We start from the raw sequence: 14,916 nt of genomic DNA on the forward strand, positions 1-14,916 counted from the left end.
TCGTATGGACGATGAATTCCGGACGCTGACGGAGCGGGTACGGGCCTCGCTCTCAACCCCCCAGGAAACCGCGGCCCATGCCTCGCTGCTCGCGCTCGTGCGCCAGGGCACCCCCGCCGCGCGTGAACAGCTGGCCCGCATCCTCGTCGCGCCGGAGCAGCCGCTGTGGGCCCGGGAGACGGCCGCCTTCGTGCTCGGCAGCGCCAAGGACCGCCGGGCCTTCGAAACCCTTGTCCTCCTGCTCAACTACCGCGAGCCGGCCCGCTGTGCGACCGCCGCCCGGGTACTGGCCCGGCTCGGCGATCCGCGCACCGCGCGGGCCGCCGCCGCCCTGGCCACGAACCCGCTGCGCACCGCGTACTCCCTGCACCCCATCCGGCTGCTGGTGGAGCTGCGGGCCCCCGAGTCCGTACCGGCCCTGGTGGCCGCCCTGGAACGGCAGTTGGCGGCCCGCGACCGGCACTGGGCGATCGCCCGCGCCTGCGTGGAGGGCCTGGGCGCGATCGGCGACGAGCGCGCCATCCCCGCCCTGACCGCCGCCGCCCAGCACATACGCCTCAGCGCGGCCGCCGCCGCCGCGCTGGCCCGGATCACCGGCGAGGGCGCCGTCACGGGCGGGGGCGCGCCGGAGCCGGCGGGCCAGGGCGGCGCGGCGGAGAGGGTGGGTGAGGCGCGGGTGCCGTGAGAGGGAGCTGGGGCGGCCGGTTTTCAAGGTAGTGGCAGTCAGAGCAGTGACAGCTGGGCCGGTGGCGCGTCGGTCCGGGCGTCCGGCTCCTCCTCGGTCCGGGCGTCCGGCTTCTCGGACACATTGCGGTGGGCGCCCGACGCGTACGGGCCGATGCCGTACTCGGTGGCGAAGTCGTGCACCATCCCGGTGATCCGCCGCTGGTACCACTTCGGGGCGTAGGACCCGCCCTCGTACAGCGCGTCGTACCGCCGCAGCAGCCGGGGGTGGTGGTGGGTGAGCCAGGCGGTGAACCACTCACGGGCGCCTGGGCGCAGATGGAGCACCAGCGGGGTCACGGAGCTGGCGCCGGCCTCCGCGATCGCCCTTACGGTGGCCCGCAGTTGCTCGGGTGAGTCGCCGAGGAAGGGGATCACCGGGGCCATCAGCACACCGCACGGGATCCCGTGGGAGGACAGCGTCCGTACGGCGTCCAGGCGCCGCTCGGGCGAGGGCGTGCCCGGTTCGACGGTGCGCCACAGCTCGCCGTCGGTGAAGCCGACCGAGACCGAGACGCCTATGTCGGTGACGCGTGACGCCCGGCGCAGGAGCTCCAGATCGCGCAGGATCAGGGTGCCCTTGGTGAGGATCGAGAAGGGGTTGGCGCGCTCGGTGAGCGCCGTAAGGATGCCGGGCATGAGCCGGTAGCGGCCCTCGGCGCGCTGGTAGCAGTCCACGTTGGTGCCCATGGCGATGTGCTCACCGGTCCAGCGGCGGGAGGCCAGCTCGCGGCGGAGCAGCTCCGGCGCGTTGGTCTTCACCACGATCTGGGAGTCGAAGCCGATCCCGGTGTCCAGGTCGAGATAGCTGTGGGTCTTGCGCGCGAAGCAGTAGACGCAGGCGTGGGAGCAGCCGCGGTACGGGTTCACCGTCCACTCGAACGGCATCCGGGAGGCCCCGGGCACCCGGTTGATGATCGAGCGCGCCCGGATCTCGTGGAAGGTGATCCCGCGGAACTCGGGGGTGTCGAAGGTCCGGGTGGTCACCGCGTCCGCGGCGAAGAGGGCCGGGGTGGCCGCCGTGTCGTCTCGGGTCAGGTTGTCCCAGCGCATCGAAGGCACCTCCGGGTCTCGCTCGTACCACAATAGAACACATGTTTGATTGGTTTTCGTCAACCCCGGATTTGGGCCGGTGCCCCTGAGGTGGTTGGCTTGCGCCTGTCAGGGCGCCATGGCTGAAGGCGCCACGTCGAGGGCGGAAGGAAATGCGATGGGGCAGGTCGAGGCCACCACGGAGCGGATCGTCACGGGTAAGCCCGAGGATGTGTTCGACGCGATCGCCGACTACCGCGACACCCGCCCCCGGCTCCTCCCGCAGCAGTTCAGCGAGTACGAGGTGCGCGAGGGCGGCGACGGCGAGGGCACCGTCGTGCACTGGAAGCTCCAGGCCACCAGCAAGCGGGTGCGCGACTGTCTGCTGGAGGTCTCCGAGCCGTCCGACGGCCGGCTGGTCGAGAAGGACCGCAACTCCTCGATGGTCACCACCTGGACCGTCACCCCGGCGGGTGAGGGGAAGTCGCGGGTCGTCGTCACCTCCACCTGGACCGGCGCGACCGGCATCGGCGGCTTCTTCGAGCGGACCTTCGCCCCCAAGGGGCTGGCTCGGATCTACGACGCACTGCTGGCCAAGCTCGCCGCCGAGACGGCCGAATAGCGCCCATGGGCGCCACTTATGGCGCCCATGGTCTCCCGTCCCGTCCCGTAGCGTCCCGGTCCTGGCCCGGCCCCGTGCCGTCCCGGTCCCGGCCCGGTCTCCTGGACCGAAGGTCACACTCACCGGTTCGGGTGGTTTTCTCCGCGGTTCCGCATACCCCCGTACACACTCTCACCGGGGCGAATACCGTCCGCGACCCCTCGTCGGCGATTCGTCGCTGTTTGCCCCCCGTTGCGCGTGATGCGAGAAATGGGCGGCGCAGACGTGACGAGGGGAGTAGGACGTGGGCGGCACCACCGGGACCACCGGCGCCACCGTGCCCAAGCGGCGAGAGAGCCACGAGCACGGCGGGTACGAACCGGCGGGCCCTCCCGCCCACGCCATCGACGACGGAACCGAAGCCGGCGGCGCCGGGGCGGGAGCGGCGCCGCCCCCGGCGGACGGCGCCGCCCCGGCGCCCGCCCCGCTCAGCCCGGCCCGGGTGCGGATGGTCTTCTTCGGGCTGATGCTCGCGCTGCTGCTCGCGGCCCTCGACCAGACCATCGTCGCCACCGCCCTCCCCGAGGTGGTCGGCGAACTCCACGGTCTGGGCAAGATGTCCTGGACCGTCACCTCCTACCTCCTCGCGGTCACCGTCGTCCTCCCGCTCTACGGCAAGCTGGGCGATCTCATCGGCCGTAAGAGCGTCTTCGTCTTCGCGATCGTCGTCTTCATCGCCGGATCCGCGCTCGCGGGCTGGTCACGCACGATGGAGGAGCTGATCGCCTTCCGGGCCGTGCAGGGCGTGGGCGCCGGCGGTCTGATGATCGGCGTCCAGGCGATCATGGCCGATATTGTTCCCCCGCGGGAGCGTGGCCGCTATATGGGGCTCATCGGCGCCGCGTTCGGTCTCGCCTCGGTGGCCGGGCCGCTGCTCGGCGGGTTCTTCACCGACCATGCCTCCTGGCGCTGGTGCTTCTACGTCAACGTCCCCTTCGGACTGCTCACCCTCGCCGTCGTGGCCGCCGTGCTCAAGGTGCCCGAGCCGCCGCGGCGGGCCCGCTTCGACTATCTGGGCGCGCTGTTCCTGTCCCTGTTCTCCACCTGCGCGGTGCTGCTGACGAGTTGGGGCGGTACGGAGTACGCGTGGGGCTCCCGCGTCATCCTCGGGCTCGCCCTGGGGGCGGCGGGTTCGGCGATCCTCTTCGTCGTCGTGGAGTGCGTCGTCCCCGAACCCATCATCCCCATGCGGCTGTTCCGCGACTCGGTCTTCTGCGTCAGCGGGCTGATCGGCGCCGTCATCGGCGTCGCCCTCTTCGGCGCGGCCAGCTATCTGCCGACCTTCCTCCAGATGGTCGACGGCGTCTCGGCCACCGAGTCGGGGCTGCTGATGGTGCCCATGATGGGCGGCATGGTGCTGGCCTCCATCCTCTCCGGCCACCTCATCAGCAGCACCGGTCGCTACAAGGTCCTCCCCGTCGTCGGCGGGCTGATCTCCATCGGCGGCATGTGGCTGCTCTCCCGGCTGGAGGAGGACACCTCCCGCCAGGACTACGGCCTGTGGATGGGCGTCCTCGGGTTCGGCATCGGGCTCGTCCTGCCGGTGCTGATCCTCGCCGTGCAGAACTCCGTGCCCGCGGCCGACCTCGGCTCGGCCACCAGCGCCAACAACTACTTCCGGCAGATCGGCGGCAGCGTCGGCGCGGCCGTCTTCGGCACGCTGTTCGCCAACCGGCTCACCGACCGCCTCCAGGCCGACCTGCCCTCCGGGGCGGCGTACGGGAGCGGCGGCGACGGAACCGGTCTGCCCGACCCCGACTCGGTCACCCCGCAGATGGTGCACGCCATGCCGGGTGCCCTGCGTGACGGCTACATCGCGGCGTACGCCCACGCCATACCGCGGATCTTCCTCTATCTCGTGCCGGTGCTCGTCCTGGGCTTCCTGCTCGCCTTCCTCCTGAAGGAGAAACCTCTGGTGTCCCACACCGACTATGCCGTCCAGCAAGACCCGCAAGATCTGCAAGATCTGCACGACCCCGTGGTACCGGCCGCGCGCACGGGCACCCGGCCCCGGCACGCCGCGGCCGCCTCGCCCAGCGCGCCGCCGCCCACCGCGGGCGTCCCGGTCTGCGGCACGGTCCAGCACCACGACGGCACCTCGGTCCCACGGGCGGCCCTCACCCTCATCGACGTCGGCGGACGCCAGATCGGGCGCGGTGCCACCGGGGAGGACGGGCGGTACGCGCTGAGCACACCAGGCGCCGGGTCGTACGTCCTGATCGCGGCGGCCGGCGGTCACCAGCCGCGGGCGGTCAGCGTCACCGTCGGGGACCGGCCGGTCGAACTTGACGTGGTGCTCGGCGGCGCGGGCCGGCTCGCCGGTGCCGTCCTTACGGCGGACGGCACGCCCGTAAGGGAGGCGACGGTCACCCTGACCGATGTGCGCGGCGAGGTCGTCGCGGCCACCCGCAGCGGTCGCGAAGGGGGCTATGTGATGGACGAGTTGGTGGCGGGCGAGTACACCCTCGCGGCCAGCGCCCCCGCGTTCCGCCCCGCCGCCCTCCCCGTCACCGTCCAGGCCGCCCGCGAGACCCGGCAGGACATCGAACTGGCCGGTGGCGCGGTCCTCCGCGGAGTCGTCCGGGCCACCGGCGGCCGGGTGGTGGAGGACGCCCGGGTCACGCTGCTCGACGCGGCGGGCAACGTGGTCGACACGGCGACCACGGGCCCCGAGGGCGCGTTCCGCTTCATCGACCTGTCGGCTGGCGAGTACACGGTCATCGCGGCCGGCTACCCACCGGTGGCGACGGTCCTCCAGATCGCGGGCGGCGGCCGTACGGAGCGCGATCTCCAACTGGGCTACGAGGACTGAGCCCTAGCGCCCCCACCGGATCACACCGCCCCCAGCGGTCTGCTCCCCTCCCCGCCCCTCCCCGCAGCCTCGATACGCGGCTCCGCCGCGCGGTGTGTCTCCGCCCTCGGATCCCGGCCGGAGGACCCGGATGTGGGCGCGCGTCCGCCGGGGCATGTGCCGTGTCGGCGTGCGGCGGGAAGGGGGCAGGCGGTCCGTTCCCCTCCCCGCCCCTTCCCGCAGCGTCGATGTGCGGCTCCGCCGCGTGGTGGGGCTCCGCCCCAGACCCCGGGCCGGGGCTTCGCCCCAGACCCTGCCCTGCGCCGGGGCTCTGCCCCAGCCCCCGGGCTGGAGCTCCGCCCTAGACCCCAGACCCCGGGCCGGGGCTTCGCCTCAGGCCCGGGCTGGGGCTTCGTCCGAGGCTTTGGGGCGGCCGGGGCTTCGCCCCTTCCCGCAGCGTCGATATGCGGCTCCGCCGTGTGGTGGGGCTTTGCCCTGAGGCCCGGGGTCCAGGGGCGGGGCCCCTGGTTACGGGAAGGGGCGGGGAGGGGAAAGAATCGCGGAGCGAAGCCCGGCCTCGTCGGGAGGCGCGCCGTGGCCCCTCCCTCGCACGTAGCCGCACATGACACCTATTCGGGTATTGCCTCCCGCAGCCGCCCGCAACAGCCGTACCGTGGGTAGCGCTGTCGCAGACCTTGCGTGCGAAGGAGTCTTCCGCCTATGGAGTACGGCACGTCGCGCTGCGGTGACGGCCAGGGCGAGCCGCCCGTGGTGCCGGAGCAGCGCAGGGGTGTCCACGGGAGGATGCCGCTCGCGGTCGTCGTCATCGACGCCGAGGGGCGGGTCACGCACTGGAGTTCGGGGGCGCGCAGGCTCTTCGGCCCCACGCGGCAACAGGCCGTCGGCCGTCCCGCCGTCGACCTGATGCCGGTCTCGGGGGCGTTACGCGGCGCCCAGGTGCGCACCGACGCGACGGGCAGTCCGGAGCTCGACGACTCGGGTCTCGGCACCGTGTACTACCCCACCGCGGGGCGGGCGCGTATGGCGGAGCCGGGCCATGGCCAGGTGGATGTCCTGTGGTGGGCGTATCCGCTGGTGGGCCCCGGGCCGGAGCGGCTGTTGGTGCTGGCGGCGGACGCCCAGGGGGTGGGCGGCGACGCGCTGGGGCGGGACGAGCGGATCGGGCCCGGATTCGCGCTGCACACCGAGTTCCCCGGCGCCGAGCGGCTGGCCGGCCGGCTGCCGGACATCCTGCCCAACATGGGCCCGGCCACGGCCGGCCGGATCGTCGCCCAGGTGCTGGAACTGGGCTATCCGGTACTGGAGATCAGCCACCACGAGCGCGTCCCGGTGACGCCGGACTGGGGGATGCCCCGCCACCGCGAGCGCCGCGTGCGCCACGAGCGCCACGAGCACCGGGCGCGCCAGGAGGCCGTACGCCGGAGCGCGATCGTGGCGGAGGGCGCACCGGACCGCGCGCACGCCCCCGAGCGTTCCCCGGATCCCGACGAGGTGGACCTGGAGTACGCGGCGGTCCGTGAGCGGCTGGAGTTCCTCAACGAGGTCAGCGGCCGCATCGGCACCTCCCTGGACCTCGCCCGCACCATCCGCGAGGTGACCAGCGCCGCCGTCCCCCGCTTCGCGGACTTCGCCGGGACCCATCTGCGCGCCCAGGTCCTGGCGGGCGAGGGGTTCCCCGACGGCCCGCCCGACGTCACCACCGTCTGGCACCGCGTCTGGGTCGAGCACAACGACGAACCGGGCCGCTGGGACGATACCGTGCCGGTCGGGGAGAGCATCGCGTTCCCCGAGCACACCCCGTTCTTCCAGTGCATGGTCACGGGCGAGCCGGTGCTGATCCCGCACATCAGCGACGAGGTGGGCGACCGGATAGCCGGGCAGTTCGAGAAGCGCGACCTCAGGCCCCTGATCAACGGCCGGTCGATCCTGATCGTGCCGCTCAAGGCGCGCGATGTGGTGCTGGGTTTCATGGTGCTGCTGCGGCGCCCGGGGCGGGAGCCGTTCGACGACATGGACCGTACGACCGGCGCCGAACTGGCCGCCCGCGCCGGGCTCGTGCTCGACAACGCCCGGATGTACACCTACCAGGAGAACGTCGCCGAGACGCTCCAGGACAGCATGTTGCCCCAGGTGACGCCGTGCATGGCGGGCTGCGACACCGCCACCCGCTATCTGCCCGGGACCCGGCTTGGCCGGGTCGGCGGGGACTGGTTCGACACCATCAAGCTGCCGGGGTCGCGCACCGCGCTGGTGGTCGGCGACGTCATGGGGCACGGGCTCACCTCGGCGGCGATGATGGGGCAGTTGCGCACCGCCGTGCAGACCATGGCCGCGCTCGATCTGCCGCCCGCACAGCTGCTGCGCAACCTCGACGATCTGGCCCAGCGGCTCGGTGAGCACTATCTGGCCACCTGTCTGTACGCGGTCTACGACCCCGTCGGCTCCGAGTTGGTGGTCTCCAACGCGGGCCATATCCCGCCCGTGCTGGTGCGGGCCCAGGACGGCCGCAGCGAGCTGCTGGAGCTGCCCACCGGGGCGCCGATCGGCGTGGGCGGGGTGCCCTTCGAGACGGTGACGGTGCGGGTGGCGCCCGGTGACCGGCTGGTGCTGTGCACGGACGGCCTGGTCGAGGTGCGGGGCCAGGACATCGGCGCCGGGATCGCCGCGCTGTGCGAGTCCGCGGCGCATCCGGCGGCGTCCATGGACGACGCCTGCGACACCATCATCCGGGCGCTGGCCGCCGCGTCCCGCGACACGGACGGCCGTGGCGGCCGTAAGGACGACGTGGCGCTGCTGATGGCCCGGCTGAGCGGCGTACCGGCCGAGGACGTCGCCCAGTGGCGCCTCGCGCTGGACCCCAGCGAGGTCGGGCGGGCCCGCCGGCTCGTCCGCGAGCGGCTGCTGCGGTGGGGGCTGCCGGAGTCCGTGGAGACCGCCGAGCTCCTGGTGAGCGAGGCGGTGACCAACGCGATACGGCACGCCCACACCCACCATGTGCGGCTGCGCCTGGTGCGCACCGACGCCCTGCTGTGCGAGGTCACCGACGACGACCACGAACTGCCGGCGCTGCTGAGCGCGGACCGCGACGACGAGAGCGGGCGCGGGCTGCGGGTGATCAGCGAACTGGCGCGCGAGTGGGGGACGAGCCGCACGGGGCGCGGTAAAACGGTGTGGTTCGAACAGGCGTTGGCACATCCGGCTGATCAGGCGTTGGCACATCCGGCCGAGCAGGCCTCGGTACACCCAGGGGAGCGGCGATGAGCGTCTCGGAGCGCTACCGGCAGGCGTGGGAGAGCTACTGGCGGGAGACCTCGGACGCCCCGGGGGACGCCATCTGGGACGCGGACCCCTCGCTGAGCGCCGCCCCGCATCTGGACCTGCTCGCCCCGCATGCCGACACCTCGCTGCCGATCGTCGACCTGGGCTGCGGCAACGGCACCCAGACCCGCTATCTGGCCGCCCGCTTCGAGCGGGCGCTGGGCGTCGACCTGTCCCAGGCCGCGGTGGAGCACGCACGGCGTGCCGACCCGGCGGGCGCGGCGGAGTACCGGCGGCTGAGCCTGACGGACGCGGCCGCGGTGGCGGACCTGGCCCGGCGGCTCGGCGACACCAATGTGTACATGCGGGCCGTCATCCACCAGAGCGACGCCGCCGACCGGCGTCCGGTCGCGGAGGCGGTGGCCACGCTGCTGGGGCGGCGCGGGCGGGGGTTCGTCGTGGAGCTGACGGCCCGGTCCAAGGCCGTGCTGGGGGAGCTGGCGGCGAGCCCGGGCGGTCCGCCGCCGAAGCTGCGCCGGGTCTTCGACCACGGGCTGCGGCCGGCCGACGCGGCGGACAAGGAGGTTCCGGAGGTGCTGGCGGAGGCCGGTCTTGAGATCCTGGCCGACGGTCCGACGGCGCTGGCCCAAACGGAGCAGTGGCCGGACGGCTCCCGGGTCGAGCTGCCGGCCCGCTGGTTCGTGGTCTCGCGGGCGTAGTCCGGCGTGGCGGGCGGACCCCGCGCGCCGCAGGCGGGAACGGTGGACTGGACCAGTTATCCACAGGGGTGGTTCGGGTCGGGCGCGGCGCGTAACGTGACGAGGCATGAAGATCCTCATCAGCGCCGACATGGAGGGCGCCACCGGCGTGACCTGGCCGGCTGATGTGCTGCCCGGCACCCCGCAGTGGGAGCGCTGCCGCCGTCTGTTCACCTCCGATGTGAGCGCGGCCGTCGCCGGGTTCCTCGACGGCGGTGCGGACGAGGTGCTCATCAACGAGGCGCATTGGAGCATGCGCAATCTGCTGCTGGAGGAGCTGGACGACCGCGCGCAGATGCTCACCGGGCGGCACAAGAGCCTGAGCATGGTCGAGGGCGTCCAGCACGGCGATGTGGACGGGGTGGCGTTCGTCGGCTATCACACCGGCGCGGGCACCGAGGGCGTCCTCGCCCACACCTACCTGGCCAACTCCATTACAGGAGTATGGGTGAACGGCGCGCGGGCGAGCGAAGGCCGGCTCAACGCACTGGTGGTCGCCGAGTACGGGGTGCCGGTGGTGCTGATCACCGGGGACGACAAGACCTGCGAGGACGCCAAGGACTATGTGCCCGACGCCCGGTGCGTCGCGGTCAAGGACTATGTCTCGCGCTATGCGGCGGTGTGCCGCACCCCGGCCCGCACGGCCGCGGACATCCGGGAGGCGGCACGGGAGGCGGCGGTGCTGGCGGTGCGCCATGAGCCCGCCCGCGGCGGGCCGTTCACGCTGGAGCTGGAATTCGACGCCGAGCATCTGGTGGGGGCGGCGAGCGTCGTACCGGGCGTGGAGCGCAGCGGCGAGCGTCGCGTCGCGTACACCTCACCGACCATGTACGAGGGGATCCGCTGCTTCAAGGCCGTCACGACGGTCGTCTCGGCCGCGGTGGAGGAGCAATATGGCTGACGCGGACCGTGCCGAGGCGATCGACGCCCAGGCGTTGGAGGAGGTGGTGCGGTTCACCTCCGATCTGATCAGGATCGACACCACCAACCGCGGCGGCGGTGACTGTTCGGAGCGCCCGGCCGCCGAGTACGTGGCGGAGATGCTCGGCGATGTGGAGATCGAGCCCACGCTGCTGGAGCGGTCGCCGGGGCGCACCAATGTCGTCGCCCGGATCGAGGGCACCGATCCGTCCGCGCCCGCGCTGCTGGTCCACGGCCATCTGGACGTGGTCCCGGCCGAGCCCGCCGACTGGACCGTCCACCCCTTCTCCGGGGAGGTGCGCGACGGGGTCGTCTGGGGCCGGGGCGCCATCGACATGAAGGACATGGACGCGATGGTGCTCGCCGTCGTCCGGGCCTGGGCGCGGACGGGCGTGCGGCCGCGCCGGGACATCGTGCTGGCCTTCACCGCCGACGAGGAGGACAGCGCCGCCTGGGGCGCCGGCTTCCTCGCCGACCGTCACGCCGAGCTCTTCGAGGGCTGCACCGAGGGCATCAGCGAGTCCGGGGCCTTCACCTTCCACGCCGGGTCCGGGATGCGGATCTACCCCATCGCGGCGGGGGAGCGCGGCACCGCCTGGCTGAAGCTCACCGCGCACGGCCGCGCCGGGCACGGCTCCAAGGTCAACCGGGACAACGCGGTCAGCAGGCTGGCCGCCGCCGTCGCCCGCATCGGTGAGCACAGCTGGCCGGTCCGGCTGACGCCCACGGTGAAGTCCGCGCTCACCGAACTGGCCGCGCTCCAGGGCGTTCCGGCCGAGGTGGACGCCCCGGACTTCGACGTCGACGCCCTGCTGGCCAAGCTGGGTCCCGCCGCCGCCCTGATCGAGCCCACCGTGCGCAACAGCGCCAACCCCACGGTGCTCGAGGCCGGTTACAAGGTCAATGTGATCCCGGGCAGCGCGACCGCCTATGTGGACGGGCGGATGCTGCCCGGCGGCGAGGAGGAGTTCCACGACACCCTCGACCGGCTCACCGGTCCGGATGTGGAGTGGGAGTTCCACCACCGCGAGCGCCCGCTGGAGGCGCCGATCGACACCCCCACGTACCGGGCGATGCGCGCCGCCGTGGAGCACTTCGACCCGGGCGCCCGCGCCGTGCCGTACTGCATGTCGGGCGGCACCGACGCCAAGCAGTTCTCCCGGCTCGGCATCGCCGGATACGGCTTCTCGCCGCTGCGCCTGCCCGAGGGCTTCGACTATCAGGCGCTCTACCACGCCGTGGACGAGCGGGTGCCGGTGGAGGCCCTGCACTTCGGCGTCCGCGTGCTCGACCACTTCCTGCAAAGGGCGTGAGGAACACGGTGCAGCAGCAGACGGCCGTCATGGCCCCGTACGGCGACTGGCCCTCCCCGGTCGACGCCGCGCTCGTCGCCTCCTACGACGGCCATCCGGAGTATGTGGGCACGGTTGGCGAGGAGGTGTGGTGGACCGCGCCGCGCCCCGGCGAGGGCGGTCGCCGCGCCCTGATCCGGCGGCGCACCGACGGCGCCGAGGTCCCGGTGCTGGCCCCGCCGTGGAATGTGCGCAGCAAGGTGATGGGGTACGGCGGAATGCCCTGGGCCGCGGTGGACCGCGCGAGCGGCGGCCCGCTGGTGGTCTTCGTCCACTTCGCCGACCAGCGGTTGTACGTCCATGAGCCGGACGCCCCGGCCGGGGCCGCGCCGCGCCCGCTGACCCCGGTCTCGGCGGTGGGGGAGGGGCTGCGCTGGGCCGATCCGGTGCTCCTCCCGGAGCGCGGCGAGGTGTGGTGTGTGCTGGAGGAGTTCACCGGTGCGGCGCCGACGGACGTGCGGCGGGTCATCGCCGCCGTACCGCTGGACGGTTCGGCCGCCGAGGACCGTGCGGCGGTGCGCGAGCTGACCGACGACCGCCATCGCTTCCTCACCGGGCCACGGCTCTCGCCCGACGGCCGGCGGGCCGCCTGGATCGTCTGGGACCACCCCCGGATGCCCTGGGACGGCACGGAGGTGATGCTGGCCGACGTCGCGGCGGAGGGCCCCTTCACCGGTGTCCGGGCGGTGCTGGGCGGGCCGGAGGAGTCGGTCGCCCAGGTCGAGTGGGCCGAGGACGGCGCGCTGCTCGTGGCCACCGACCGCACCGGCTGGTGGAATCTGCACCGTCTCCAGCCGCCGGAGGAGGCGTCCGGGGCGCGGGAGAGGGCCACGGCCGGGCGGCCGGTGGAGCTGTGCCCCCGCGAGGAGGAGTTCGGCGGGCCGCTGTGGAAGCTGGGCCACCGCTGGTTCGCCCCGCTGACCGGCGGTCTGATCGCGGTGCTGCACGGCCGGGGCGCGGCGGCCCTCGGCGTCCTCGACCCACGGACCGGCGAGCTGGCCGATGTGCCCGGCCCCTGGACCGAATGGGAGCCGACGCTGGCCGTGAACGGCACCCGTGTGGTCGGCGTCGCGGCGGGTCCGCACAGCGGCCATGAGGTGGTGGAGCTGGATGTGTGCACCGGTCGCTCCCGGGCCATCGGCAGCGCCCACAGCGACCCCGTGGACCCCGCGTACTACCCCCGGCCGGAGGCCCGCACCTTCACCCGACCGGACGGCGGGGAGATCCACGCCCAGCTCTACCCACCGCACCATCCCGGCCACACCGCACCGGATGGTGAGCTTCCGCCGTATGTGATCTGGGCCCACGGCGGGCCCACCGGCCGTGCCCCGCTCGTGCTCGACCTGGAGATCGCCTACTTCACCTCGCGCGGCATCGGCGTCGCCCAGGTCAACTACGGGGGCTCCACGGGCTACGGCCGCGCCTACCGCGAGCGGCTGCGTGAGCAGTGGGGCGTGGTCGACGTCCAGGACTGCGCCGCCGTCGCCGGGGCGCTCGCCGACGAGGGCATCGCCGACCGGGCCCGGCTCGCGATCCGCGGCGGCAGCGCGGGCGGCTGGACGGCGGCGGCCTCCCTCACCGCCACGGACCTCTACGCATGCGCCACCGTCCGCTACCCCGTTCTCGACCTGGTCTCCTGGGCCACCGGCGGCACCCATGACTTCGAGTCGCGCTACACCGAATCGCTGGTGGGCCCGCCCGATGAGGTGGCCGACCGCTATCGCGAGCGCTCCCCGCTGCACCGGGCCGACCGCGTCGGCTCGCCCTTCGTACTGCTCCAGGGGCTGGACGACACCATCTGCCCGCCCGAGCAGTGCGAGCGGTTCCTCGAGGCGGTCTCCGGGCGCGGCGTCCCGCACGCCTATCTCACCTTCGAGGGCGAGGGCCATGGCTTCCGCCGCGCCGATACGATGATCCGCGCCCTGGAGGCCGAATTGTCGCTGTACATCCAGACCTTCGGGCTGATCAGATCCGATGTGCCCACCCTGGAGCTGCTGAAGTCAGTGGTTCCGAACTCCACTGGAGGAGAGAGTTGACACCCCCACCGGCCCCGCGCATCGTCGGGTCTGATCCGCTGCCCACCGCCGTCGCCGGCGCCTGGCCGCAGGGCGGCGAGCCCGAGACCTGGCTGCTCAGCGTCTCGCGGTACGCCGCGGCCATGGACGCGGCCGCGCCCGGCACGATCCTGGACGCCGAGGAGCGGGAGCGGGCCTCGAAGTTCCTGCGGGCGGAGGACCGGGAGCGCTATACGGCGGCCCATCTGGGGCTGCGGGAGCTGCTCGGCGCCTATCTGGGCGTCTCCCCGGCCGATGTGCCGTTCACGCGTGAGGACTGCCCCGGCTGCGGCGGGCCGCACGGCCGCCCCGCCGTGTCCGGCACCCCGCTGCACTTCAATATGTCCCACGCCGGTGATCTGGTGCTCTTCGCCTTCGCGGGCTCCCCGGTCGGCGTGGACGTGGAGAAGCTCCAGCCCGCCTCGGTGGTCGAGCAGGTCGCCGAGAGCCTGCACCCCAAGGAGCGCGCCGAGCTGGACGCGCTGCCGCCCGCCGACCGGCCCGCCGCCTTCGCCCGCTGCTGGACCCGTAAGGAGGCCTATCTCAAGGGCCTGGGCACCGGCCTGTCCCGGGACCCGGCGGTCAACTACGTCGGCACCGGGCTCTCCGCCGTGCGGGTCGGCCCGTGGGCGATGACCGACATCCCGGTGGACCGGGCCATACCCGGGAGCTCCGGCTATGCGGCGGCCATGGCGCTGCTGACATCATTGCCGCATGCCTGACGTCCGGTATGTCGCCGAGGGAACCCGGGCCGCCATCCGCCACACCCGCCGCGAGGACGCCGCGGAGTTCACCAGGCGCGCCCGGGAGAGCATGTCGTTCCACCGCCCCTGGCTCACCCTCCCCACCACCGAACCGGCCTTTCAGCACTACATCGCCCAGCTGGAGCGCGAGGACCGCGAGGGCTTCCTGGTCCATGCCCGGGAGACCGGTGACCTGGCCGGATTCATCAATATCAACAACATCGTGCGCGGCGCCTTCCAGTGCGGCTCGATCGGCTACGGCGCCTTTCCGCCCGCCGCCGGGCAGGGCTATATGTCCGAGGGGCTCGGGCTCGTACTGCGCCATGCCTTCGGGCCGTTGGGGCTGCACCGCGTCGAGGTCAACATCCAGCCGGGCAACAGGGCGTCGATCGGGCTGGTGAAGCGCCATGGCTTCCGGCTGGAGGGCTTCTCCCCCGACTTCCTCTACATCGAGGGCGCCTGGCGCGACCATGAGCGCTGGGCCATGACCAGCGACATGCTGGACCAGCGGACCGACCCTGGCTGACGGCGCCGGGAGCCGGGGGCCGGGGCGGCTGACGGGTCACCATGATCGGTCCGAAGCCGCTCTGTTCAGCGAGCCC

General features: G+C 73.0%; 11 protein-coding genes. 10 read left to right on the top strand and 1 reads right to left on the bottom strand.

Annotated elements, in window-relative coordinates; all coding sequences use genetic code 11:
* Positions 1 to 4: 4 nt before the first annotated feature.
* On the top strand, positions 5 to 685 hold the full coding sequence (locus ACJX2R_RS38285; protein WP_262705378.1) for a HEAT repeat domain-containing protein: 681 nt from the start codon (positions 5 to 7) through the stop codon (positions 683 to 685).
* A gap of 38 nt (positions 686 to 723) precedes the next feature.
* On the opposite strand, the gene ACJX2R_RS38290 is transcribed toward ACJX2R_RS38285, so the two are convergent.
* Positions 724 to 1,776, bottom strand: a complete 1,053-nt coding sequence (locus ACJX2R_RS38290; protein ID WP_413103812.1) for an Rv2578c family radical SAM protein — start codon at positions 1,774 to 1,776, stop codon at positions 724 to 726.
* A gap of 157 nt (positions 1,777 to 1,933) precedes the next feature.
* Here ACJX2R_RS38290 and ACJX2R_RS38295 point away from each other — a divergent pair, with 157 nt between their 5' ends.
* From ACJX2R_RS38295 to ACJX2R_RS38335, 9 genes are all read left to right on the top strand, one after another.
* Positions 1,934 to 2,377 (top strand): SRPBCC family protein, encoded by a 444-nt coding sequence (locus ACJX2R_RS38295; protein WP_413103813.1) that lies wholly within the window; start codon positions 1,934 to 1,936, stop codon positions 2,375 to 2,377.
* A 283-nt stretch (positions 2,378 to 2,660) separates the two neighbouring features.
* Positions 2,661 to 5,228, top strand: coding sequence for an MFS transporter (locus ACJX2R_RS38300; protein WP_413103814.1), 2,568 nt, complete (start codon positions 2,661 to 2,663; stop codon positions 5,226 to 5,228).
* A gap of 699 nt (positions 5,229 to 5,927) precedes the next feature.
* Positions 5,928 to 8,489, top strand: a complete 2,562-nt coding sequence (locus ACJX2R_RS38305) for a SpoIIE family protein phosphatase (RefSeq protein WP_413103815.1) — start codon at positions 5,928 to 5,930, stop codon at positions 8,487 to 8,489.
* A complete protein-coding gene (locus ACJX2R_RS38310; RefSeq protein ID WP_413103816.1) occupies positions 8,486 to 9,205 on the top strand; it encodes a class I SAM-dependent methyltransferase in 720 nt (239 codons plus the stop codon). Before ACJX2R_RS38305 ends, ACJX2R_RS38310 begins: the two co-directional genes overlap by 4 nt.
* A gap of 106 nt (positions 9,206 to 9,311) precedes the next feature.
* The gene (locus ACJX2R_RS38315) at positions 9,312 to 10,145 is read left to right on the top strand and encodes a M55 family metallopeptidase (protein ID WP_262705372.1); all 834 of its coding nucleotides are present in this window, start codon (positions 9,312 to 9,314) and stop codon (positions 10,143 to 10,145) included.
* Entirely contained in the window at positions 10,138 to 11,478 is a 1,341-nt protein-coding gene (locus tag ACJX2R_RS38320; protein WP_413103817.1) for a M20/M25/M40 family metallo-hydrolase, read from the top strand. The genes ACJX2R_RS38315 and ACJX2R_RS38320 overlap by 8 nt, the downstream gene beginning before the upstream one ends.
* A gap of 29 nt (positions 11,479 to 11,507) precedes the next feature.
* On the top strand, positions 11,508 to 13,553 hold the full coding sequence (locus ACJX2R_RS38325) for a prolyl oligopeptidase family serine peptidase (RefSeq protein ID WP_413106048.1): 2,046 nt from the start codon (positions 11,508 to 11,510) through the stop codon (positions 13,551 to 13,553).
* Positions 13,550 to 14,293 carry a 4'-phosphopantetheinyl transferase family protein gene (locus ACJX2R_RS38330; RefSeq protein WP_413103818.1) on the top strand — a complete coding sequence of 248 codons (744 nt, stop codon included), beginning with the start codon at positions 13,550 to 13,552 and terminating at the stop codon, positions 14,291 to 14,293. Before ACJX2R_RS38325 ends, ACJX2R_RS38330 begins: the two co-directional genes overlap by 4 nt.
* Positions 14,286 to 14,840: a GNAT family N-acetyltransferase gene (locus ACJX2R_RS38335; protein WP_413103819.1), complete on the top strand. Its 555-nt coding sequence runs from the start codon at positions 14,286 to 14,288 to the stop codon at positions 14,838 to 14,840. Before ACJX2R_RS38330 ends, ACJX2R_RS38335 begins: the two co-directional genes overlap by 8 nt.
* The last annotated feature ends 76 nt before the right edge of the window (positions 14,841 to 14,916 follow it).

The organism is Streptomyces sp. Inha503 (assembly GCF_047215865.1).
GTDB classification, from domain to species: Bacteria; Actinomycetota; Actinomycetes; order Streptomycetales; family Streptomycetaceae; genus Streptomyces; species Streptomyces lycopersici.

Coding starts and splice junctions, on each gene's coding strand:
- ACJX2R_RS38285 (WP_262705378.1), top strand. CDS start 5: ATGGACGATGAATTCCGGACGCTGACGGAGCGGGTACGGGCCTCGCTC.
- ACJX2R_RS38290 (WP_413103812.1), bottom strand. CDS start 1,776: ATGCGCTGGGACAACCTGACCCGAGACGACACGGCGGCCACCCCGGCC.
- ACJX2R_RS38295 (WP_413103813.1), top strand. CDS start 1,934: ATGGGGCAGGTCGAGGCCACCACGGAGCGGATCGTCACGGGTAAGCCC.
- ACJX2R_RS38305 (WP_413103815.1), top strand. CDS start 5,928: ATGGAGTACGGCACGTCGCGCTGCGGTGACGGCCAGGGCGAGCCGCCC.
- ACJX2R_RS38310 (WP_413103816.1), top strand. CDS start 8,486: ATGAGCGTCTCGGAGCGCTACCGGCAGGCGTGGGAGAGCTACTGGCGG.
- ACJX2R_RS38315 (WP_262705372.1), top strand. CDS start 9,312: ATGAAGATCCTCATCAGCGCCGACATGGAGGGCGCCACCGGCGTGACC.
- ACJX2R_RS38320 (WP_413103817.1), top strand. CDS start 10,138: ATGGCTGACGCGGACCGTGCCGAGGCGATCGACGCCCAGGCGTTGGAG.
- ACJX2R_RS38325 (WP_413106048.1), top strand. CDS start 11,508: ATGGCCCCGTACGGCGACTGGCCCTCCCCGGTCGACGCCGCGCTCGTC.
- ACJX2R_RS38335 (WP_413103819.1), top strand. CDS start 14,286: ATGCCTGACGTCCGGTATGTCGCCGAGGGAACCCGGGCCGCCATCCGC.